Origin of the sequence: Streptomyces sp. R33 (genome assembly GCF_041200175.1) — a bacterium.
GTDB classification, from domain to species: domain Bacteria; phylum Actinomycetota; class Actinomycetes; order Streptomycetales; family Streptomycetaceae; genus Streptomyces; species Streptomyces katrae_B.
Genome location: NZ_CP165727.1, coordinates 6,272,128 through 6,292,769, shown reverse-complemented (window position 1 = coordinate 6,292,769; position 20,642 = coordinate 6,272,128). Strand labels below are relative to the sequence as shown.

18 protein-coding genes and 1 tRNA gene are annotated in these 20,642 nt (G+C 72.5%); 6 read left to right on the top strand and 13 right to left on the bottom strand.

Translation table 11 applies throughout. The features are described 5' to 3' along the window. Window positions 1-44 precede the first annotated feature (44 nt). From AB5J51_RS28960 to AB5J51_RS28940, 5 genes are all read right to left on the bottom strand, one after another. Complete coding sequence (locus AB5J51_RS28960; RefSeq protein WP_053786886.1) at window positions 45-1,724, bottom strand: DEAD/DEAH box helicase; 1,680 nt, start codon at window positions 1,722-1,724, stop codon at window positions 45-47. 101 nt (window positions 1,725-1,825) lie between these two features. Beyond that, window positions 1,826-2,032 (bottom strand): cold-shock protein, encoded by a 207-nt coding sequence (locus AB5J51_RS28955; RefSeq protein WP_030292052.1) that lies wholly within the window; start codon window positions 2,030-2,032, stop codon window positions 1,826-1,828. 225 nt (window positions 2,033-2,257) lie between these two features. Further along, a complete protein-coding gene (locus AB5J51_RS28950; RefSeq protein WP_369779013.1) occupies window positions 2,258-3,415 on the bottom strand; it encodes an acetyl-CoA C-acetyltransferase in 1,158 nt (385 codons plus the stop codon). A gap of 19 nt (window positions 3,416-3,434) precedes the next feature. Next, a complete protein-coding gene (locus AB5J51_RS28945; RefSeq protein ID WP_136224616.1) occupies window positions 3,435-4,082 on the bottom strand; it encodes a TetR/AcrR family transcriptional regulator in 648 nt (215 codons plus the stop codon). Window positions 4,083-4,162: 80 nt separating this feature from the next. Continuing rightward, window positions 4,163-4,960, bottom strand: coding sequence for an SDR family oxidoreductase (locus tag AB5J51_RS28940; RefSeq protein ID WP_053786889.1), 798 nt, complete (start codon window positions 4,958-4,960; stop codon window positions 4,163-4,165). 86 nt (window positions 4,961-5,046) lie between these two features. Between AB5J51_RS28940 and AB5J51_RS28935 the strand changes: the two genes are divergently transcribed. Both AB5J51_RS28935 and AB5J51_RS28930 read left to right on the top strand, forming a co-directional pair. Then, window positions 5,047-6,192 (top strand): acyl-CoA dehydrogenase family protein, encoded by a 1,146-nt coding sequence (locus tag AB5J51_RS28935; RefSeq protein ID WP_053786890.1) that lies wholly within the window; start codon window positions 5,047-5,049, stop codon window positions 6,190-6,192. Next, window positions 6,192-7,199, top strand: a complete 1,008-nt coding sequence (locus AB5J51_RS28930) for an acyl-CoA dehydrogenase family protein (protein ID WP_369779012.1) — start codon at window positions 6,192-6,194, stop codon at window positions 7,197-7,199. Before AB5J51_RS28935 ends, AB5J51_RS28930 begins: the two co-directional genes overlap by 1 nt. Before the next feature lie 34 nt (window positions 7,200-7,233). Here the strand turns inward: AB5J51_RS28930 and AB5J51_RS28925 are convergent, their stop codons facing one another. The 3 genes from AB5J51_RS28925 to AB5J51_RS28915 form a co-directional block, all read right to left on the bottom strand. Next, on the bottom strand, window positions 7,234-7,971 hold the full coding sequence (locus tag AB5J51_RS28925) for a class I SAM-dependent methyltransferase (RefSeq protein ID WP_369779011.1): 738 nt from the start codon (window positions 7,969-7,971) through the stop codon (window positions 7,234-7,236). Between the two features lie 74 nt (window positions 7,972-8,045). After that, complete coding sequence (locus tag AB5J51_RS28920; protein WP_053786893.1) at window positions 8,046-8,396, bottom strand: hypothetical protein; 351 nt, start codon at window positions 8,394-8,396, stop codon at window positions 8,046-8,048. Between the two features lie 49 nt (window positions 8,397-8,445). After that, complete coding sequence (locus tag AB5J51_RS28915; RefSeq protein ID WP_369779010.1) at window positions 8,446-8,766, bottom strand: hypothetical protein; 321 nt, start codon at window positions 8,764-8,766, stop codon at window positions 8,446-8,448. 81 nt (window positions 8,767-8,847) lie between these two features. Between AB5J51_RS28915 and AB5J51_RS28910 the strand changes: the two genes are divergently transcribed. Then, window positions 8,848-8,922: transfer RNA gene (locus tag AB5J51_RS28910), tRNA-Ala, on the top strand. 3 nt (window positions 8,923-8,925) lie between these two features. On the opposite strand, the gene AB5J51_RS28905 is transcribed toward AB5J51_RS28910, so the two are convergent. After that, window positions 8,926-9,864, bottom strand: a complete 939-nt coding sequence (locus AB5J51_RS28905) for an alpha/beta hydrolase (protein WP_369779009.1) — start codon at window positions 9,862-9,864, stop codon at window positions 8,926-8,928. Beyond that, window positions 9,861-10,586, bottom strand: a complete 726-nt coding sequence (locus AB5J51_RS28900; protein ID WP_369779008.1) for an SDR family NAD(P)-dependent oxidoreductase — start codon at window positions 10,584-10,586, stop codon at window positions 9,861-9,863. The genes AB5J51_RS28905 and AB5J51_RS28900 overlap by 4 nt, the downstream gene beginning before the upstream one ends. Before the next feature lie 88 nt (window positions 10,587-10,674). On the opposite strand from AB5J51_RS28900, the gene AB5J51_RS28895 reads away from it, so the two are divergent. The 3 genes from AB5J51_RS28895 (at window position 10,675) to AB5J51_RS28885 (ending at window position 12,632) form a co-directional block, all read left to right on the top strand. Continuing rightward, window positions 10,675-11,286 (top strand): PadR family transcriptional regulator, encoded by a 612-nt coding sequence (locus tag AB5J51_RS28895; protein WP_369780331.1) that lies wholly within the window; start codon window positions 10,675-10,677, stop codon window positions 11,284-11,286. 71 nt (window positions 11,287-11,357) lie between these two features. Next, entirely contained in the window at window positions 11,358-12,086 is a 729-nt protein-coding gene (locus AB5J51_RS28890) for a VWA domain-containing protein (RefSeq protein ID WP_369779007.1), read from the top strand. Between the two features lie 36 nt (window positions 12,087-12,122). Further along, entirely contained in the window at window positions 12,123-12,632 is a 510-nt protein-coding gene (locus AB5J51_RS28885) for a pyridoxamine 5'-phosphate oxidase family protein (RefSeq protein WP_053786898.1), read from the top strand. Here the strand turns inward: AB5J51_RS28885 and AB5J51_RS28880 are convergent. The 3 genes from AB5J51_RS28880 to gltB all read right to left on the bottom strand — a co-directional run bounded on the left by AB5J51_RS28880 (window position 12,625) and on the right by gltB (window position 20,328). Continuing rightward, window positions 12,625-13,917, bottom strand: a complete 1,293-nt coding sequence (locus AB5J51_RS28880; RefSeq protein ID WP_369779006.1) for a DUF1906 domain-containing protein — start codon at window positions 13,915-13,917, stop codon at window positions 12,625-12,627. The genes AB5J51_RS28885 and AB5J51_RS28880 overlap by 8 nt on opposite strands. 416 nt (window positions 13,918-14,333) lie before the next feature. After that, a complete protein-coding gene (locus tag AB5J51_RS28875) occupies window positions 14,334-15,794 on the bottom strand; it encodes a glutamate synthase subunit beta (RefSeq protein WP_053786900.1) in 1,461 nt (486 codons plus the stop codon). Continuing rightward, entirely contained in the window at window positions 15,787-20,328 is a 4,542-nt protein-coding gene (gene gltB / locus AB5J51_RS28870; protein ID WP_199828052.1) for a glutamate synthase large subunit, read from the bottom strand. The genes AB5J51_RS28875 and gltB overlap by 8 nt, the downstream gene beginning before the upstream one ends. Window positions 20,329-20,642: the final 314 nt, after the last annotated feature.

Below are 20,642 nucleotides of genomic sequence, written 5' to 3'. Positions count from 1 at the left end.
GCACCTCGCGCCGCCCGGCGTACGGGACTTCTCGTCAACGGGTGTCAGGAGCTGGTGCGCCCCGCCGCGGGACGCCCGCCGCCCGAGCGGCGACGCGCGCCGGCCGGAGCACCGCCGGAGCGGGAACCGCCCTGGCCGCCGCCACCCTGACCGCGTGCGGCGCCCTGGCCGCCCTGGCCGCGGGCGCCGGTCTGGCCGCCACCGCCCTGGCCTGCGCCGGAGCGGGCCCGACGCGAACGGCCCTCGCCGCCGCCGGCCGGCGCAGCGCCGCCCTGCGCGGCGGAGGACCCGCCGGAGCGGCGGCGCGGGTTCGCGGAACGGCCGCTGCCGCCGCCCTGGCCGCCGGAGCGCCGGCCCGCCGGGGCCGGCTGCTGCGGCACCTCGAGGACCACGGGGATGCCCGAGGGCTCCTTGGCGCCGGTGAGCCGGGACAGCTCCTCGTCGGAGGACTTGATCTGCGCGGTGCGCGGGGAGATCCCGGCGTCCGACATCAGGCGGGACATGTCCCGCTTCTGGTCGGGGAGCACCAGGGTGACCACGCTGCCGGACTCGCCGGCGCGGGCGGTACGGCCGCCACGGTGCAGGTAGTCCTTGTGGTCGGTCGGCGGGTCGATGTTGACGACCAGGTCGAGGTCGTCGATGTGGATGCCGCGCGCGGCCACGTTCGTGGCGATCAGCGCGGTGACCTCGCCGGTCTTGAACCAGTCCAGGGTCCGGTTGCGCTGCGGCTGCGAGCGGCCGCCGTGCAGGCCGGAAGCGCGGACGCCGTCCGCCAGGAGCTTCTTGACCATGCGGTCGACACCGCGCTTGGTGTCCACGAACATGATCACCCGGCCGTCGCGAGCGGCTATGCGCGTGGCCACGGCCTTCTTGTCGGTCTCGTCCATGACGTACAGGACGTGGTGCTCCATCGTGCTGACCGCGCCGGCGGACGGGTCGACGGAGAAGGCGACCGGGTCGTGCAGGAACATCTTGACGAGCTTGTCGATGTTCTTGTCGAGGGTCGCCGAGAACAGCATGGTCTGGCCCTCGGGCTCGACCTGCTTGAGCAGTGCGGTGACCTGCGGCATGAAGCCCATGTCGGTCATCTGGTCGGCCTCGTCGAGGACCGTGATCGCGACCTGCGAGAGGTCGGCGTCACCGCGGTCGATGAGGTCCTTCAGGCGGCCGGGAGTGGCGACGAGCACCTCGGCGCCGCGGCGCAGCGCGCCCGACTGCCGGTTGATCGACATGCCGCCGACGACGGTCGCGATGCGCAGGTTGACGGCCGTGGCGTACGGGGCCAGGGCGTCGGTCACCTGCTGCGCGAGCTCACGGGTCGGTACGAGGACCAGCGCGAGCGGCTGCTTCGGCTGTGCGCGGCGGCCGGTGGTACGGGCCAGCAGCGCCAGGCCGAAGGCCAGCGTCTTGCCGGAGCCGGTACGGCCGCGGCCGAGCAGGTCACGGCCGGCGAGCGAGTTCGGCAGCGTCGCGGACTGGATCGGGAACGGCTCGGTGACGCCCTGGGCGGCGAGGGTCTTCAGCAGCGCCTCGGGCATGCCCATGTCCTCGAACGCGGCCACCGGCGGCAGGGCCGGGGTCAGAGGTTCGGGCATGGTGAATTCTTGGGGCCGGGCGACGGGGGCGGACTTCTGCCGTCCCGCGCCAGCCTTCGGACGTCCCTGTGCCGCACCTCGACCCCGGGTGGGGCGGCGGCTGGGTCGTGCGGAGCTGGAGCTGGTCATGCGAGAAAGCCCTCCTGAAACCGGCAGGTAAAACAAAGGTCGAAACAGCAGACAAGCCGGGGCCCGCACCTCGCGGTGCGGACCCCGGCATGCTGAAGTACTTAGTTGGCGGGGAGGATGTTCTCCGCCTGGGGGCCCTTCTGGCCCTGGGTCACGTCGAACGAGACGCGCTGACCCTCGGTGAGCTCACGGAAGCCCTGGGTGGCGATGTTCGAGTAGTGGGCGAACACGTCCGGACCGCCACCGTCCTGCTCGATGAAGCCGAAGCCCTTTTCCGAGTTGAACCACTTCACGGTGCCAAGTGCCATTTTGAATCTCCTGAATAGGCGGCAAAGGGCCCCATCCGGAGAGTCCGGCAAAACAATAAAAGCGCCTGAGGAACATTCCCGTCAGGCGCACATAAAGTTCATGGGTACCACAACTGCAACGCTGCTAAAGCTAGCACACCTCGGCGCGGGCATCCCAGCCCCTTCCGCGGGCGACCTGCGCGGGACCGGGGGCGGACCCCCCGGCCACGGCGCCGGGGCCGTGCGCTACAGCCGCTCGATGATGGTGACGTTGGCCTGGCCGCCGCCCTCGCACATGGTCTGCAGCCCGTAGCGGCCCCCCGTCCGCTCCAGCTCGTGGAGCAGCGTGGTCATCAGTTTCACTCCCGTGGCGCCCAGCGGATGGCCCAACGCGATGGCCCCGCCGTTGACGTTCACCCGTTCGGGGTCGGCGCCGGTCTCCTTCAGCCAGGCCAGGACGACCGGGGCGAACGCCTCGTTGATCTCCACGAGGTCGATGTCGTCCAGCGACATGCCGGTCTTCTTCAGCGCGTGCGCCGTCGCCGGGATCGGCGCCGACAGCATCCGGATGGGGTCCTCGCCGCGTACGGACAGGTGGTGGATGCGGGCCCGCGGCCGCAGGCCGTGTTCGGCGACGGCCCGCTCGGAGGCGATCAGCATCGCCGCCGCGCCGTCCGAGACCTGCGAGGAGACGGCCGCCGTGATCGTGCCGCCCTCGGCCACCGGCCGCAGGCCCGCCATCTTCTCCAGGGTGGTGTCCCGGCGCGGGCCCTCGTCGGCCCGGACGTCCCCGTACGCGACGGTCTCGCGCTCGAAGCGGCCCTCGTCGATCGCGCGCAGGGCCCGCTGGTGGGACCGCAGCGCGAATGCCTCCATGGCGCGGCGCGTGATGCCCCACTTCTGCGCGATCAGCTCGGCGCCGTGGAACTGGTTCACCGGCGCGTCCCCGTACCGGGCCCGCCAGCCCTCGCTGCCCGCGTACGGGCCCTCCGTGAGGCCGAGCGGCTGCGCCGCCTGCCGGGACGCGAAGGCGATCGGGATCATCGACATGTTCTGGGTCCCGCCGGCCACGACCAGGTCCTGGGTCCCGGAGAGCACGCCCTGCGCCGCGAAGTGGACGGCCTGCTGCGAGGAGCCGCACTGGCGGTCCACCGTGACGCCCGGCACTTCCTCTGGCAGCCCCGCCGCCAGCCATGCGGTGCGGGCGATGTCCCCGGCCTGCGGGCCCACCGTGTCCAGGCAGCCGAAGACCACGTCCTCGACGGCGGCCGGGTCCACCCCGGACCGCTCGACCAGCGCCTTCAGGACGTGCGCGCCCAGGTCGGCCGGGTGGACCGCGGACAGGCCCCCTTTACGCCGCCCCACGGGCGTGCGTACCGCTTCGACTATGTAGGCCTCGGGCATCGGGACTCCTCGGATCGGGTTACGTACGCACGGCGATCCCGTCCAGCACCATCGAGAGGTACTGGCGGGCGATCTCCTCGGGGCTGTGCTGTCCTCCCGGCCGGTACCAGGACGCCGCCACCCACACCGTGTCGCGCACGAAGCGGTAGGTGAGGCGGATGTCGAGGTCGGCGCGGAAGACCTGGGCGGCGACCCCGCGCTCCAGCGTCCCCAGCCAGGCCTTCTCGAACTTCTGCTGCGAGTCGGACAGGTAGTGGAAGCGGGGCTGCACGCAGAGGGCGCGGGACTCCTTCTGGTAGATCGCGACGGCGGCGCGGTGCCGGTCGATCTCCCGGAAGGACTCGGTGACGAGGGCCTCGATGGTCTCCCTCGGGCCGAGGCCGGCGGCGAGGACGGTGTCGTAGCCCTGCCAGAGCTCGTTCAGGAAGGCCGAGAGGATCTCGTCGAGCATCGATTCCTTGGAATCGAAGTGGTAGTAGAGGCTGCCGGCGAGCATGCCGGCGGCGTCGGCGATCTTGCGGACGGTGGTGGCGTTGTAGCCCTGCGCGGCGAAGACCTCGGCGGCGGTGTCGAGGAGCTCGCGGCGGCGCTCGGGCGTGGCCGTCACCTGGGGCTTCTTCTTGGGTGTCGGCCGGGTCGGCTGGTTCGTCGGTCGGTTCGTTGGCACGGGCCCATTCTGGGCCAGGGGGTGCCTTGCCGGTCGGGCCGGATCAGCGAGCGGCGGCCGGCGCGTGCGAAGGGCATCCCCTAGGCGCGCTGGCTGCTGACCGAGACGGTCTCGCCGGTCATGTACGACGAGTAGCCGCTGGCCAGGAAGACGATGACGTTGGCGACCTCCCACGGCTCGGCGTAGCGGCCGAAGGCCTCGCGGGCCGTCAGCTCGCGCAGCAGTTCCTCGCTGGTGACCTTCGCCAGGTGCGGGTGCATGGCCAGGCTCGGGGCGACCGCGTTGATCCGGACGCCGAACTCGGCCGCTTCCAGTGCCGCGCAGCGGGTCAGCGCCATCACGCCGGCTTTGGCGGCGGCGTAGTGGGCCTGGCCGCTCTGGGCGCGCCAGCCGACGACGGAGGCGTTGTTGACGATGACCCCGCCCCGCCGGGAGGCCTTCAGTGACTGCAGGGCGGCGCGGGTGCAGCGGAAGGTGCCGTTCAGGGTGACGTCGAGGACCTTCCCCCACTGTTCGTCGGTCATGTCGACGAGGGCGGCGGTGCCGCCGAGGCCGGCGTTGTTGACGACGACGTCGAGGCGGCCGTGGGCCCGCTCGGCGAGCGCGAACAGGGCCCGGACCTGGCCCTCGTCGGTGACGTCGCAGGGGAGGGAGGCGACGCGGTCGGCGCCGAACTCGGCGGCGAGGGCGTCCTCGGTCTCCTTCAGGCGGCGGGCGTGCGCGTCGCCGATGACGATGCGGGCGCCCTCCTCCAGGAAGCGGCGGGCGGTGGCCCCGCCGATCCCGGCGCCGGCGGCGGCGGTGACGACGGCGGTGCGGCCCTGGAGCAGCCCGTGACCCGGCACGTAGCCGGGGGTGTTGGGGGTGTTCAGGCTCATGGCCGTACGTTAACCTACCAAACACTTGTTAGGGAACACTGCTGGCGGAACGCGTACACAGGCCCTGCGACGGAGGCGAACGGCTGATGGACCTGACCCACGCACCGGAGGTGGAGGCCTTCCGGGCCGAGGCACGCGCCTGGCTCGCCGGCCACGTCCCGGATTCCCCCCTCCCCTCCCTGGAGACGGCGGAGGGCTTCGCGGCGCACCGGGAGTGGGAGGCGCAGCTGTACGCGGACCGCTGGTCGGCGGTGTCCTGGCCCGAGGAGTACGGCGGCCGCGGCGTGGACATCGAGCGGTGGCTGGTCTTCGAGGAGGAGTACTGGGCGGCGGGGGCGCCCGGCCGGGTCTCCCAGAACGGCATCAGCCTCCTCGCACCGACCCTCTTCGACCACGGGACGCCCGAGCAGAGGGCGCGGGTGCTGCCGCCGATGGCGAGCGGCGAGGTGATCTGGGCGCAGGCCTGGTCGGAGCCGGAGTCGGGCTCCGACCTGGCCTCGCTGACGTCGCGGGCCGTGCGCACCGGGGGCGGCTGGCTGCTGTCGGGGCAGAAGACCTGGTCCTCGCGGGCGGCGTTCGCGGACCGGGCGTTCGGCATCTTCCGTACGGACCCGGGGGCCGCGAAACCGCACCAGGGGCTGACGTACCTGATGTTCGACCTGCGCGCGCCGGGGATGACGGTACGGCCCATCGGCCGGCTGGACGGGAAGCCCGCCTTCGCGGAGCTCTTCCTCGACGAGGTCTTCGTACCGGACACGGACGTGATCGGGGAGCCGGGGCAGGGCTGGCGGATCGCGATGTCGACGACGGGCAACGAGCGCGGGCTGACGCTGCGTTCGCCGGGGCGCTTCCTCGCGGCGGCGGACCGGCTGGCCGGGCTGTGGCGGGCGGCCGGGGATCCGGCGGACACCGCGCTGCGGAACCGGGTGGCGGACGCGGCGGTCGGGGCGCGCGCGTACGAGCTGTTCACCTGGGCCGCGGCCTCGCGGTTCGCGGCGGGCGAGCGGATCGGCGCCGAGTCCAGCCTGAACAAGGTGTTCTGGTCGCAGTACGACATCGCCCTGCACGAGACGGCGCTGGACCTGCTGGGCGCGGACGCGGAGCTGGCGGAGGGCGCGTGGGCGGAGCCCTGGGTCTTCTCGCTGGCCGGGCCGATCTACGCGGGCACGAACGAGATCCAGCGCGACATCATCGCCGAGCGCCTGCTCGGCCTCCCGAAGGGCCGCCGCTGATGCGCTTCCTGCCGACTGCGGAACAGTCGGACTTCGCCCGTACGCTGCACGGCCTGCTCGGCGCCTCGGACGTGCCGGCGGCCGTACGGGCGTGGGGTTCCGGGGACCACGGGCCGGGGCGGGCGGTGTGGTCCCGGCTCGCGGGGACGGGCCTGTTCGCGCTGGCGGCGGACGAGGCGTATGACGGGGTGGGGCTGCTGCCGGTGGAGCTGGCCCTCGGCTTCGTGGAGCTGGGCCGGGCGGGGATGCCGGGCCCGGTGGTGGAGACGGCCGCGGCGGCCGTGCTCCTGTCGGCGCTCGGGGCGGCCGGGGAGGAGGGGCCGGCGAAGCGCTTCCTGCCGGGGCTGGTGGCGGGCGAGGCCCTGGCCACGCTGACGCTGCCGGGCGGGGGACCGTACGTACTGGACGCGGATGCGGCGACGTACTGCTTCACGGTGTCGGCGGCGGGCGAGCTCCGGATGGCGGGCGGCACCGGGGCGGGCGGGGCCGGGGATCTGCTGAGGTCCACGGACCCGGCGCGCCGGCTGTCCCGGCCGGCGGCGGAGGGGGAGCTGCTGGCCGCCGGGCCCCGGGTCTCGGCGGCGGCGGCGACGGCCCTGGGCTGGGCGCGGCTGCTGACGGCGGCGCAGTGCCTGGGGGTGGGCGAGGCCCTGCTGGCGAGCACGGTGCAGTACGTGAAGCAGCGCACGCAGTTCGGCACGCCGATCGGCGGCTTCCAGGCGGTGAAGCACCGGCTGGCGGACACGCTGCTGGCCCTGGAGTTCGCGCGGCCACTGGTGTGGGCGGCGGCGCTGGGCCTGGCGCCGTGGGAGGTCGCGGCGGCGAAGCTGGCCGCGGGCGAGGCGGCGTACGCGGCGGCCATGACGGCGCTGCAGCTCCACGGGGCCGTCGGCTACACGGAGGAGCTCGACCTCTCCCTGTGGCTGCGCAAGGCGCGGCCGCTGCGCGACGCGTGGGGCTCGCCGTCGGTGTGCCGGACGGCGGTGCTCCGGGAACGCGACGGGTGACGAAGGCGGTGCTCACTCACGAGGACGACCGGTCTCACACGAGGGCCACGCTGAGGCTGACGACGTAGTGCTCCTCGACCGTCCCGTCGGGGAACAGCGGGGTCAGCCGGACCCGCTCGGCCTCGAGGAACTCCCGGGTGCCGTCGGGGCCGAGCATCAGGAACGCGGAGTGGCTGGCGTGGTTGGCGAGGTGGACGTCGAGCGGGATCCGGCGCGACCAGCGCACTTCGCGGGAGGTGAACGCCGGCTCGGCCGGCAGAGCCCGGAAGGTGACGCCGCCGGCGTCGAACAGGGCCCGGATCCGTTCGTCCTGCTCGGCGATCCAGGGGACGGCGGTGTCCAGGTCGTTCCACCAGAGCGCGAGCGCGCCGCCGGGGCGCAGCACGCGGCGTGCCTCGGGTACGGAGCGGGCGGGGTCGGTCCAGTGCCAGGCCTGGGCGTACGTGAGGAAGTCGAACCCGGCGGTGACGAGCGGCAGCCGGTCGCCGTCCCCGCGCACGAGCGGGATCCCCGGGTTCGCGCGCCGGAACTCGGCGGCCATGCCGTCGCCCGGCTCGACGGCGACGACGTCCGCACCGCGGGCGTGCAGCAGCCCGGTGGCGATCCCGGTCCCGGCCCCCACGTCGGCCACCCTGGCCCCCCGCAGCCCCCGCCCGGCCAGCGCCTCGAGGGCGTCGAACAGCTCCCCGGGATACCCGGGCCGGTTCGCCGCGTACAGCGCGGCGGCGGTGTCGAAGGACCGGGCACGGGCGCGGGGCGGCGTGGACGTCATACGGCCATTGTTTTCGATCTCCGACCGCTGGGCCAGGCCTTTCCCCCTGCTCGGCGGAGCCTGCGGCCGCCGCCTCAGCGGAACTCGCGGACGACCTCGATCCGGCCCACGATGTGCGCGTTGAACTCGTCCAGCTCCTCGGCCGGCACCCACAGCTCCAGGATCGTCTCCCCGCCCGCCTGCTGTACGGGGTACCGGGCCAGGAACTCGGTGTCGACCTCGAAGCGCGTCACGAAGCCCACGCCGCTGTGCTTGACGTTCCAGTCGCGGGCGATGCGGATCGCGTAGTCCTCGTTCAGGACGGGATAGAAGATCGGCTGCTCGGGCAGTCGCGGCGGCCAGGCCCGCCAGTCGAGCGCGCGGACGAGGTCGAGCTCCACCGGGCCGGTGGGGCGCCAGAGGGTGGTCGTGTCGGTCGTGGACATGGGGTCGACGGTAGACACCGCGCAGCCGCTCTGGCCAGCAGGTTTCGGTTCAGGCGACGCGACGGCGGCGGAGGGAGTACCGGATCAGGACCAGCGTCTGGACGGCCAGGAGGATCGCGGCCCCGGTGCCGGCCGTGGGGACGGCGTCCGGCGAGGCCCAGGCCCGGCTGCCCAGCTCGGCGATGCCGACCGCGGCCAGCGCGGCCAGGAAGCGGGGTACGAACTCGGCCTCGGTGCCGTGCAGTACGCCCGAGCCAACGACGAACACGGCCAGCAGCACCGGGATCCAGGGGGCGCCCGGCTCGCGCAGCAGCAGTGCGGCGCCGAACTCCACGGCCAGGACGAGCACGTTGCGGAGCAACATCGACATGAGCACATCATGCCGCGCTTCGTCGTCGCGGGATATCCGCGTGCGCCCCCGCCGGGCCCTGGCCTAAGATCCACCGCAAGGGCGGGGTCGTAGCACAGAGGTAGTGCGCCTACACAGCATGGAGGAGGACGCCGGTTCGAATCCGGCCGCCCCGCCCCCTTACCCGCCGGCTCGCAGCCAGGATGCCGCAGCAGCCAGGGCCGCCCGCCCGGCCGGCAGCGGCAGGCCCAGGAACCCGTGGAAGACCCCCGGGTACACGTGGACCGCGCAGTCCACCCCCGCCGCACCCAGCCGGCGCGCGTACGCCAGGCCCTCGTCGCGCAGCGGGTCGCAGTCGGCCAGCACCAGCAGCGTGCGCGGGAGTCCCGACAGCTCGCGGGCCCGCAGCGGCGAGACGTGCGGATGCGCGGGATCGCCGCCGTACTGCTCCCAGTACCAGGCCATGTGGGCCGCGGTGTGGAAGTGGCCTTCCCCGTACGGCGACACCGACGCGGACTCCATCGCCGCGTCCAGCGGCGGATAGACCAGCAGCTGGCCCGCCACCAGCCCGGGCGCCCGCAGCGCCGTCACCGCTGCCAGGTTGCCCCCGCTGGAGTCCCCCGCCACCACCACCCGGCCCGGATCGCAGCCCAGCGCGAGGGCCTGCGCCCGCGCCCACAGCAGCACCGTCAGGGCGTCGTCCGGCGCCGCCGGCCAGGGGTGTTCCGGGGCGAGGCGGTAGTCGGCCGAGACCACCACCGCGCCCGAACCCGCGGTCAGCGACCGGCACACCGGGTCGTGCGTGTCGAGCCCGCACATCACCCAGCCGCCGCCGTGGAACCAGACCACCAGAGGGCGGCCCGCCGAGCCCGGCGCGGGGTCGTAGATGCGGACCGGGACACCCGAGGCGTCGGTGTCCCGCACCGAGGCCACCTCCGGGCCCGCCGGCCGGCCGCCCGCGGCCGCCGCCCGCAGGGCCGCCACGTCCCCCGGCCCCGGGAACGCCGCCGCCATCGCCTCGCACAGCGCCCGGGCCGCGGGGGAAAGGGAGTCGCCCGCCGCACCGGCACTCGTCGCACCCGCAGTCGTCGCACCGGCACTCGTCCCGCCGTCGGTCATCGCGCCGTCATCCCCCCGTCCACCGCGAACTCCGTGCCCGTCACGTACGAGGACGCGTCCGAGCAGAGGAACAGCACCAGCTCCCCCACCTCCTCCGGCCGCCCCACCCGCCCCAGTGGCACGTGCGACCAGTCCTGCCCGGAGACCTCGGAGATCATCGGCGTGTCGATCGCCCCCGGATGCACCGAGTTGACCCGGATCCGGTCCCCCGCCAGGTCCAGCGCCGCCGAGCGGGTCAGCCCGCGCAACCCGAACTTGCTTGACCCGTACGCCGCGTGGCCCGGGATCCCGACCAGCCCGGCCGTCGAGGAGATGTTCACGATCGAGCCGCCCCCGGCCGCCCGCAGCACCGGCGCCACCGCCTGGATCCCCAGGAACGGCCCCAGCAGGTTCACCCGCAGCAGCGCCTCGAACTCCTCGGGCCGCTGCCGCTCCACGTGGGCCGTGCGCCACACCGCCGCGTTGTTGACCAGCGCCGAGACCGTGCCGAAGGCGCGTACGGCCTCCCGTACGACCTCCGCCCAGCTGTCCGCCCCGGCCACGTCGTGCCGTACGTACAGCCCCTGGTCCCCGAGCGAGGCCGCGACCGCCCGGCCCTCCTCCTCCCGTATGTCCGTGACGACCACCCGCGAGCCGGCATCCGCGCACAGCCGGGCCTCCGCCGCGCCCTGCCCGCGTCCGGCGCCCGTGATGACGACGACCTTCCCGTCCAGCGAGATCACCCGTCAGCCCCCTCCATACTCCTAATAGGAATACTTCTAGCAGGCATGCCCAACGGGAGGAAGGGGTGCCGCGGAGACCGGTCGTAGACTGCGGTGCGTGGCAGACGAGACGAACAAGCACCCGCTCCCGGCGACCAGTTGGGCGGTGCTCGGGCTGCTCTCCTTCGGAGAGGAGCTCTCCGGCTACGACCTGAAGAAGTGGTCGGACCGGTCGCTGCGCTTCTTCTACTGGAGCCCTTCCTTCAGCCAGATCTACAGCGAGCTCAAGCGCCTGGAGAAGGCCGGCTACGCCTCCTCCCGACTCGTCGCCCAGGAGACCGGCACCCGCGACAAGCGGGTGTACCGGATCACCGACGAGGGCATGGCGGCCGTACGGGCCTGGGCCCGCGAGGCCCCGGTCGACCCGCCCGTCCTCAAGCACGGGCCGATGCTGCGGCTGTGGCTGGGCCACCTGCTGGAGCCCGCCCAGATGCGTGAAGTCCTGCTCCATCACCAGGAGTTCGCGGAGCAGATGCGGCTGCGGGCGGTGGCCGACGGGGAAAGCGCGCAGGAGCAGCCCGCCTGGGCCTACCCGGCGCTCGCCCTCAAGTGGGCCGAGCGGTACCACGCCTCCGAACGGGACCTCGCAGCCGCCATGCTCGACGACATCGCGGCCCTGGAGCCCGGCGACACCCGCGCGGAGGCGGACGGGCGCGCGTAGCCGCGGGTGCGCCGCGGCCCGCTGCCGCACGCCGGGGTTGCGCCGCCGCGGGCTGACGTACCCTCGGCCCCATGACGGGCAGCGCGATCGACCTCCGCAAGATGGAAGCCACCGCTCCGGCGCTCGTGAGCCTCTACAAGAGCGCGGGTGTCTCGCTGCGCAAGCACGGCCTGGAGGGCGGACGCGCCTCGGTGTACCTGGTCCTGGACTACTCGGGGTCGATGCGCCCGTACTACCACGACGGCACCGTGCAGGCGCTCGCCGACCGGGTGCTGGGCCTGTCCGCGCACCTGGACGACGACGGCCGCGTGCCGGTGGTGTTCTTCTCCACGGAGGTCGACGCGGTGGAGGAGATCCCGCTCGCCGGGCACCGGGGCCGGATCGCGGAGATCGCCTCCCGCCTCGGCCACATGGGCAGGACGGCGTACCACGCGGCGATGGACGCGGTGATCGACCACTATCTGGATTCGGGGTCGGCGAAACCCGCTCTGGTCGTCTTCCAGACGGACGGCGGCCCGATCAACAAGGCGGCGGCGGAGCGGTACCTGTGCAAGGCGGCACGGCTCCCGCTGTTCTGGCAGTTCGTCGGCTTCGGCGAGACGCGCAGTACGCAGTTCGACTTCCTGCGCCGGCTGGACGAACTGCCCGTGCCCGCCCGGCGGGTGGTGGACAACGCGGGCTATTTCCACGCGGGGCCGGACCCGCGCGAGGTACCGGATTCCGTCCTGTTCGACCGGCTGGTCATGGAGTTCCCTTCCTGGCTGGCGTCGGCCCGCGCGGCGGGCATCGTGCGCGCCTGAGCGACGGCTGTCGGTGCCAGGCGCTTTGATGGACGTATGACGACGAACAACTGGGCAGCGTTCGAGAAGCAGGAACCGGAATTCGCTGCGGCCGTCCAGGCCCGCTTCGCGCAGTACCCGCACCACGTCCTCGGCACGCTCCGCAAGGACGGTTCCCCGCGGCTGACCGGGCTGAATGTCGACATCCGCGGCGGCGAGCTGTGGCTCGGCATGATGCCGGGCTCGATGAAGGCCAGGGACCTGCAGCGCGACCCGCGCTTCGCGCTGCACACCAACCCCGGCGAGGGCGAGACGATGCCGGACGGGGACGTACGGATCTCCGGGCGCGCGATCGAGCTCGTGGACCCGCCGGAACTGCACCGGTACGCGGAGGAGACGGACACCCCGCACCCGTTCCACCTCTTCCACGCGGACCTGACGGAGGTGGTGCACATCGCCGTCGAGGGGGACGACCTGGTGGTGCGCTCGTGGACCCCGGGCCATCCCCTGCGCACCATCCGCCGCGGCAACGACGACGAGCCCCCGCGCGAGGAGCCGGCTAACTGAGCAGCAGCGGCCTGGCCTGAACGGGATCGGCGAGCCCGCCGGGGTCGATGTCGATCCAGCTGCGGTCGATGTTGATCGTCACCCCGTCGTAGGTGTCGTTGTGGTCGCCGCGGTACTGGTGGGCGCGGCGGCGGCCGGCCCACTGGTGCGTGCCGGCGGGCAGGCCGACATCGGCGTCGGAGACGGTGGCCTTGGCGTTCCAGGAGGCGATCCACAGCACGTCGGGCATGGCCCACGGGGCCTGGTCGTGGTGGTCGCTGAGCGCCTTGCCCCCGGAGCTCGCCGAGACGTAGGCGCCGGCGCGGTAGCCGAGCTCGTGCAGCCGGACCGTCCAGGCGGTGAGGTAGGCGATGACCGGCGGGTCCCAGGTGGTGCGGTCCGTGTAGTGCTCGAGGTCGTTGTAGAGCACGGTGCCGTCGGCCAGGCCCAGGGCCCGGGCCGCCTGGACGGCGCCCTCGGCGGCCTCGGTGCCCTCCTGGTCCGCCTCGGAGGGGTCGGTGGACAGGCCGGTGCCGGAGCCGCGCCAAGGCTGCGGGCCGACCCAGAGCGGCATCAGGTGCCAGCCCGCCTCGGCCTGCTTGCGGACCCAGCCGGCGGTGAGCTGCGGCTGGGCGCAGGCCCGGGCCCGGCCGCCGATGTAGATGCCGACGGCGCCGAAGGGGGATGCGGACCGCCAGCCGTCCATGGCGCGCTGGGTCGGGGCGGTGCAGGCGTCGAAGCCGGCTCCGGTGAAGGGCGCCTGGGCGGTGACGGCCTTCGGGCCGGCGACGACCGACGCCGGCTGGGCCGAGGTGCCGCGGTCCCCGGGGGCGGCGCCGTCCCCGGTGCCGGCCCGTGCGAGCAGCTCTCGTACGGCGTCGGGCGCTTCCCCGTACGAGAGGGTGGCCATCACCCCGGACCGCCGCAGGGCGTACCGCACCTCATGGCTGTCCCCCGCCGCCTCGGGGATCCCGTCGGAGCCCTCGACCCGCAGGGTCGGGATGTCGGCCCGCGCCGGGGCCCCGTCGAGCGGCTCCAGGTGCAGGGTGTCGGCCCGGCTCCGAACGGCCCGCCCACTGCATTCGGCCTGGCTGCCGGCGTGCCCGAGGTACAGGGTCGGCAGATCCAGCCGCAGACAGGCGTCGGGATCCCGCTGCAGGTCGACGACCCGCCAGTCCCCGGGGAGAGCGAGCCGGAGCCCGCGGTACTCGACGGTCCGGCCGTCGGCGTCCGCGGCGGAGGGCTGGACGGGAATCAGCAGGGCGGCGCCGAGCAGGCCGCTCAGCAGGGTTCGGATGGGAGCCATGATCCAGATGGGTACCAGACTCCGACCCCCGTGAACTGTGCACGCCGTGAGCACAGTTGGCCCGTCCGGCCCAGTCCGGCCCCGTCGGGCCCGTCGGCATGCGTCACCTGCACGAGTGAAGCGGGCTCGGCCCGTCACCACGGGCGCCGGGCCCGCTGCCGCAGGCGAGTGGGGCGGTACGAGTTCACGCCCGAGGCCTGACCGCGAACGCCACAGCGCCCGTCATCCCTGGTCGGGGACATGACGGGCGCTGTGTCAGAGTTCCGCACGTCATTGTGCGGACCGTATGAGGGGTCCTCCCCGCGGGGAGGGGCCTTGCCAGGACACGGGCCGCACACCGCCGGTCGGAGGCCGGCGCAGCCGGGCGAAGCCCGGGAGGCCGCCTGCGGCCGAGCGGTGCGAGCTCGGCGAGGGGATCAGACCATCAGGGAGCGGTCCGTCGGCTTGACCGGGTACGGGAGGGCGCTGCTGCCGGTCAGGTAGCGGTCCACGCCCCGGGCCGCCGAGCGGCCCTCCGCGATCGCCCAGACGATCAGGGACTGGCCGCGGCCGGCGTCGCCGGCCACGAAGACGCCGTCGACGTTGGTCGCGTACGAGGCGTCGCGGGCGACGTTGCCGCGCTCGTCCAGCTCCAGGCCGAACTGGGACACCAGGCCGTTGGCCTGGTCCGTGCCGGTGAAGCCCATCGCCAGGGTGACCAGCTGGGCCGGGAGGACCCGCTCGGTGCCGGGCTTCTGGACCAGCTTGCCGTCTTCGAAGGCGACCTCGACCAGGTGCAGGGCCTGGACGTTGCCGTCCTCGTCGCCCTCGAAGTGGGTCGTGGAGACGGAGTAGATCCGCTCGCCGCCCTCCTCGTGCGCCGAGGTGACCTTGTAGAGCATCGGGAACGTCGGCCAGGGCTGCCCCGTGGGACGGTCCTCGGACGGCTTGGGCATGATCTCCAGCTGCGTGACCGAGGCCGCGCCCTGGCGGTGGGCGGTGCCCACGCAGTCCGCGCCCGTGTCGCCGCCGCCGATGACGACCACGTGCTTGCCCTCGGCCGTGATGGGGGGCGCCATGAAGTCGCCCTCCTGGACCTTGTTCGCGAGGGGGAGGTATTCCATCGCGAAGTGGATGCCCTTGAGGTCACGGCCCGGGACCGGCAGGTCGCGGGAGACCGTGGCGCCGGCCGCGACCACGACCGCGTCGAACCGCTTGCGCAGGTCGGTCGCGGACAGGTCGCGGCCGATCTCGATGCCGGTACGGAACTTGGTGCCCTCCGCGCGCATCTGCTCGATGCGGCGGTTGATGTGCACCTTCTCCATCTTGAACTCGGGGATGCCGTACCGCAGCAGGCCGCCGATGCGGTCCGCGCGCTCGTACACCACCACGGTGTGGCCCGCCCGGGTCAGCTGCTGGGCCGCGGCCAGACCGGCCGGGCCCGAGCCGATGACGGCCGCCGTCTTGCCGGACAGCCGCTCCGGCGGCTGCGGGGTCACGTTGCCGTTGTCCCACGCCTTGTCGATGATCGAGACTTCGACGTTCTTGATCGTGACGGCCGGCTGGTTGATACCGAGCACGCACGCCGACTCGCACGGAGCGGGGCACAGGCGGCCCGTGAACTCCGGGAAGTTGTTCGTGGCGTGCAGGCGCTCGGAGGCCGCCGACCAGTCCTCGCGGTACGCGAAGTCGTTCCACTCCGGGATCAGGTTCCCGAGCGGGCACCCGTTGTGGCAGAACGGGATGCCGCAGTCCATGCAGCGGCCGGCCTGCTTGCTGATGATCGGGAGCAGCGAGCCCGGGACGTAGACCTCGTTCCAGTCCTTCAGCCGCTCGGCGACCGGACGGGAACAGGCGGTCTCGCGCCCGGTGGTGAGGAAGCCCTTCGGGTCAGCCATTGGTCGCCGCCTCCATCATCTTCTCCGTGGTCTCGGACTCCGAGAGTCCGGCCAGCTCAGCGGCGTCCTTGGCGGCGAGCACTGCCTTGTACGTGGTCGGGATGATCTTGCTGAAGCGGTCCGCGGAGACGGACCAGTCAGCCAGGAGCTTCGCGGCCACGGTCGAGCCGGTCTCCTCCTCGTGGCGGCGCACCACATCGTGCAGCCACTGCTTGTCGGCGTCGGAGAGGGCTTCCACCGCGCCCGTGTTGCCGACGTTGACGTTGTTGATGTCGAGGTCGATGACGTACGCGACGCCGCCCGACATGCCGGCCGCGAAGTTGCGGCCCGTCTCGCCGAGGACGACGGCGCTGCCGCCGGTCATGTACTCGCAGCCGTGGTCGCCCACACCCTCCGAGACGACCAGGGCACCGGAGTTGCGGACGCAGAAGCGCTCGCCGGTGCGGCCGCGGAGGAACATCTCGCCGCCGGTGGCGCCGTAGCCGATGGTGTTGCCGGCGATGGTCGAGTACTCGGCGAGGTGGTCGGCGCCACGGTCCGGGCGGACCACGACCCGGCCGCCCGACAGGCCCTTGCCGACGTAGTCGTTGGCGTCGCCCTCCAGGCGCAGCGTCACACCGCGCGGCAGGAAGGCGCCGAACGACTGGCCGGCCGAGCCGGTGAAGGTCAGGTCGATGGTGTTGTCGGGCAGGCCCGCACCGCCGAACTTCTTGGTGACCTTGTGTCCGAGCATGGTGCCGACGGTCCGGTTGATGTTCCGGATGGCGATCTGGGCGCGGACCGGCTGGGCCGCCTCGGCGGACTCGGCGTTCAGCGCGTCGGCCGCGAGCTCGATCAGCTCGTTGTCGAGGGCCTTCTCCAGGCCGTGGTCCTGCTCGATCAGGGCGTGGCGGACCGCGCCCTCGGGCAGCGCCGGCACGTGGAAGAGGGGCTCGAGGTCGAGGCCCTGCGCCTTCCAGTGCGTGACGGCCTTGCTGGTGTCGAGGAGCTCGGCGTGGCCGACGGCCTCCTCGATCGTACGGAAGCCCAGCTCGGCGAGGATCTCGCGGACCTCCTCCGCGATGAACTCGAAGAAGTTGACGACGAACTCGGGCTTGCCGGAGAACCGGTCGCGCAGGACCGGGTTCTGCGTGGCGATGCCGACCGGGCAGGTGTCCAGGTGGCAGACGCGCATCATGACGCAGCCGGAGACGACGAGCGGCGCGGTCGCGAAACCGAACTCCTCGGCGCCGAGCAGCGCGGCGATGACGACGTCGCGGCCGGTCTTGAGCTGTCCGTCCGTCTGGACGACGATGCGGTCGCGCAGCCCGTTGAGCAGCAGGGTCTGCTGGGTCTCGGCGAGGCCGAGCTCCCAGGGACCGCCCGCGTGCTTGAGCGAGGTCAGCGGGGAGGCGCCCGTACCGCCGTCGTGGCCGGAGATGAGGACGACGTCCGCGTGGGCCTTGGAGACACCGGCGGCGACGGTGCCGACACCGACCTCCGACACCAGCTTCACGTGGATGCGTGCAGCCGGGTTGGCGTTCTTGAGGTCGTGGATCAGCTGAGCCAGGTCCTCGATGGAGTAGATGTCGTGGTGCGGCGGCGGGGAGATCAGGCCGACGCCCGGGGTGGAGTGACGGGTCTTGGCGACCCACGGGTAGACCTTGTGGCCGGGCAGCTGGCCGCCCTCGCCGGGCTTGGCTCCCTGCGCCATCTTGATCTGGATGTCGTCCGCGTTGACCAGGTACTCGCTCGTCACACCGAAGCGGCCGGAGGCGACCTGCTTGATCGACGAACGCCGCGCCGGGTCGTACAGGCGGTCCGGGTCCTCGCCGCCCTCACCGGTGTTGGACTTGCCGCCCAGCTGGTTCATGGCGATGGCGAGGGTCTCGTGCGCCTCGCGCGAGATGGATCCGTACGACATGGCGCCGGTGGAGAAGCGCTTGACGATGTCGGCGACCGACTCGACCTCGTCGATGGAGATCGAGGGCCGGTCCTCCGTCTTGAAGCCGAAGAGCCCGCGGAGCGTCATCAGCCGCTCGGACTGCTCGTTCACCCGGTCCGTGTACTTCTTGAAGATGTCGTACCGGCGGTTGCGGGTGGCGTGCTGGAGGCGGAAGACCGTCTCCGGGTCGAACAGGTGCGGCTCGCCCTCGCGGCGCCACTGGTACTCGCCGCCGATCTCCAGCGCGCGGTGCGTGGCCGCGATGCCGGAGGCCGGGTACGCCTTGGCGTGGCGCGCGGCCACCTCCTTGGCGATGACGTCCAGGCCGGCGCCGCCGATCTTGGTGGCGGTGCCCTGGAAGTACGCGGCGACGAACTCCTCGTTCAGGCCGACGGCCTCGAAGACCTGGGCGCCGCGGTAGGAGGCGACGGTGGAGATGCCCATCTTGGACATGACCTTCAGGACGCCCTTGCCGAGCGCGTAGATCAGGTTCTTGATGGCCTGCTCCGGCTCCAGGCCGGACAGGAACGTACCGGCGCGCAGCAGGTCCTCGACGGACTCCATGGCGAGGTACGGGTTCACGGCCGCGGCGCCGTAGCCGATGAGCAGGGCGACGTGGTGGACCTCGCGGACGTCGCCGGCCTCGACCAGCAGGCCCACCTGGGTGCGCTGCTTCGTGGCGATGAGGTGGTGGTGCACGGCGGAGGTGAGCAGCAGCGACGGGATCGGTGCGTGCTCGGCGTCCGAGTGGCGGTCCGAGAGGACGATCAGGTGGGCGCCGTTCGCGATGGCCGCGTCGACCTCGCCGCGGATCTCCTCGAGGCGGGCGGCCAGGGCCTCGCCGCCGCCGGAGACCCGGTAGAGGCCGGAGAGGGTGGCGGCCTTCATGCCCGGCATGTCGCCGTCGGCGTTGACGTGGATGAGCTTGGCCAGCTCGTCGTTGTCGATCACCGGGAAGGGCAGGGTGACGCTGCGGCAGGACGCGGCGGTCGGCTCCAGCAGGTTGCCCTGCGGGCCCAGCGAGGACAGCAGCGAGGTGACGAGCTCCTCGCGGATGGCGTCCAGCGGCGGGTTGGTGACCTGCGCGAAGAGCTGCGTGAAGTAGTCGAAGAGCAGCCGGGGGCGCTCGGACAGGGCTGCGATCGGGGAGTCCGTGCCCATGGAGCCGAGCGGCTCGCCGCCGGTACGGGCCATCGGCGCGAGGATGACGCGCAGCTCTTCCTCGGTGTAGCCGAAGGTCTGCTGGCGGCGGGTGACCGAGGCGTGGGTGTGCACGATGTGCTCGCGCTCGGGCAGGTCCGTCAGCTCGATCTCGCCGGTCTCGAGCCATTCGGCGTACGGGGCGGCGCCGGCCAGCTCGGCCTTGATCTCGTCGTCCTCGATGATCCGCTTCTGGGCGGTGTCGACGAGGAACATCTTGCCGGGCTGCAGGCGGCCCTTGCGGACGACCTTGGCCGGGTCGATGTCGAGCACGCCGACCTCGGAGCCGAGGACGACGAGGCCGTCGTCGGTGACCCAGTAGCGGCCGGGGCGCAGACCGTTGCGGTCGAGGACCGCGCCGACCTGGGTGCCGTCGGTGAAGGTGACGCAGGCCGGGCCGTCCCAGGGCTCCATCAGCGTGGAGTGGTACTGGTAGAACGCGCGGCGGGCCGGGTCCATGGAGGTGTGGTTCTCCCACGCCTCCGGGATCATCATCAGCACGCTGTGCGGCAGCGAGCGGCCGCCGAGGTGCAGGAGCTCCAGGACCTCGTCGAAGGAGGCCGAGTCGGAGGCGTCCGGGGTGCAGATCGGGAAGATCCGCTCCAGCGCGCCGTCACCGAAGACGTCGGAGGCCAGCTGGGACTCGCGGGCCGTCATCCAGTTCCGGTTGCCCTTGACCGTGTTGATCTCGCCGTTGTGCGCGACGAAGCGGTACGGGTGGGCCAGCGGCCAGGACGGGAAGGTGTTGGTCGAGAACCGGGAGTGGACCAGGGCCAGCGTCGAGGCGAAGCGGCGGTCGGAGAGGTCCGGGAAGAAGGGCTCGAGCTGGCCGGTGGTCAGCATGCCCTTGTAGACGATGGTGCGGGCGGAGAGCGACGGGAAGTAGACCCCGGCCTCGCGCTCGGCGCGCTTGCGCAGCACGAAGGCCTTGCGGTCCAGCTCGATGCCGGTGCTGCCGTTGCTGACGAACAGCTGCGAGAAGGCCGGCATGGTGGCGCGGGCGCCGTTGCCGAGCAGGTCCGGGGTGACCGGGACCTCGCGCCAGCCGAGAACCGTCAGGTTCTCCTCGGCGGCGATGGCCTCGATCTGCTCCACGGCGACGGCCTGTGCGGTGCCGTCGGCGGGGAGGAAGGCGATGCCGACGGCGTACGCGCCGGCCTCGGGGAGCTCGAATCCGGCTACCTCGCGCAGGAACGCGTCCGGGACCTGGGAGAGGATTCCGGCGCCGTCGCCCGAGTCCGGCTCGGATCCGGTGGCACCACGGTGCTCGAGGTTCCGCAATACGGTCAGCGCCTGCTCGACCAGCGTGTGGCTGGCCTCGCCGCTGAGGTTGGCCACAAAGCCGACGCCGCAGGCGTCGTGCTCGTTGCGCGGGTCGTACATGCCCTGCTGGGCGGGGCGACCGTCCATGGGCGACCAGGCGGTGGTGCTGAGGCCGGTCGCGGAGTGCGTGGATGCGGAACGCATCGGCTCTCCCGTCGTCGTCGTGGCATAAGTGCGTGCCGAGGGACGACGTTGGCCCTCTGCGAAATTTCGTGCAGGTTACATGATGACGGCAATCCCGAGAAGCGGATATGGCGTTTCACCATGCGGACACTGCACGCAGCAGAAAGTGCAGTTCTGGAGACGTTCAGACGTTGGCAGCGGGCGGGCATCATTGCCCGGCGCGCGGCGCCCTGGTCTGATGCCCGGCGGACACGGAACCGAAACCGCCGGGTAACGGA

Coding starts and splice junctions, on each gene's coding strand:
- AB5J51_RS28960 (WP_053786886.1), bottom strand. CDS start 1,724: ATGACCAGCTCCAGCTCCGCACGACCCAGCCGCCGCCCCACCCGGGGT.
- AB5J51_RS28955 (WP_030292052.1), bottom strand. CDS start 2,032: ATGGCACTTGGCACCGTGAAGTGGTTCAACTCGGAAAAGGGCTTCGGC.
- AB5J51_RS28950 (WP_369779013.1), bottom strand. CDS start 3,415: ATGCCCGAGGCCTACATAGTCGAAGCGGTACGCACGCCCGTGGGGCGG.
- AB5J51_RS28940 (WP_053786889.1), bottom strand. CDS start 4,960: ATGAGCCTGAACACCCCCAACACCCCCGGCTACGTGCCGGGTCACGGG.
- AB5J51_RS28935 (WP_053786890.1), top strand. CDS start 5,047: ATGGACCTGACCCACGCACCGGAGGTGGAGGCCTTCCGGGCCGAGGCA.
- AB5J51_RS28930 (WP_369779012.1), top strand. CDS start 6,192: ATGCGCTTCCTGCCGACTGCGGAACAGTCGGACTTCGCCCGTACGCTG.
- AB5J51_RS28925 (WP_369779011.1), bottom strand. CDS start 7,971: ATGACGTCCACGCCGCCCCGCGCCCGTGCCCGGTCCTTCGACACCGCC.
- AB5J51_RS28920 (WP_053786893.1), bottom strand. CDS start 8,396: ATGTCCACGACCGACACGACCACCCTCTGGCGCCCCACCGGCCCGGTG.
- AB5J51_RS28915 (WP_369779010.1), bottom strand. CDS start 8,766: ATGTCGATGTTGCTCCGCAACGTGCTCGTCCTGGCCGTGGAGTTCGGC.
- AB5J51_RS28905 (WP_369779009.1), bottom strand. CDS start 9,864: ATGACCGACGGCGGGACGAGTGCCGGTGCGACGACTGCGGGTGCGACG.
- AB5J51_RS28890 (WP_369779007.1), top strand. CDS start 11,358: ATGACGGGCAGCGCGATCGACCTCCGCAAGATGGAAGCCACCGCTCCG.
- AB5J51_RS28885 (WP_053786898.1), top strand. CDS start 12,123: ATGACGACGAACAACTGGGCAGCGTTCGAGAAGCAGGAACCGGAATTC.
- AB5J51_RS28880 (WP_369779006.1), bottom strand. CDS start 13,917: ATGGCTCCCATCCGAACCCTGCTGAGCGGCCTGCTCGGCGCCGCCCTG.
- AB5J51_RS28875 (WP_053786900.1), bottom strand. CDS start 15,794: ATGGCTGACCCGAAGGGCTTCCTCACCACCGGGCGCGAGACCGCCTGT.
- gltB (WP_199828052.1), bottom strand. CDS start 20,328: ATGGACGGTCGCCCCGCCCAGCAGGGCATGTACGACCCGCGCAACGAG.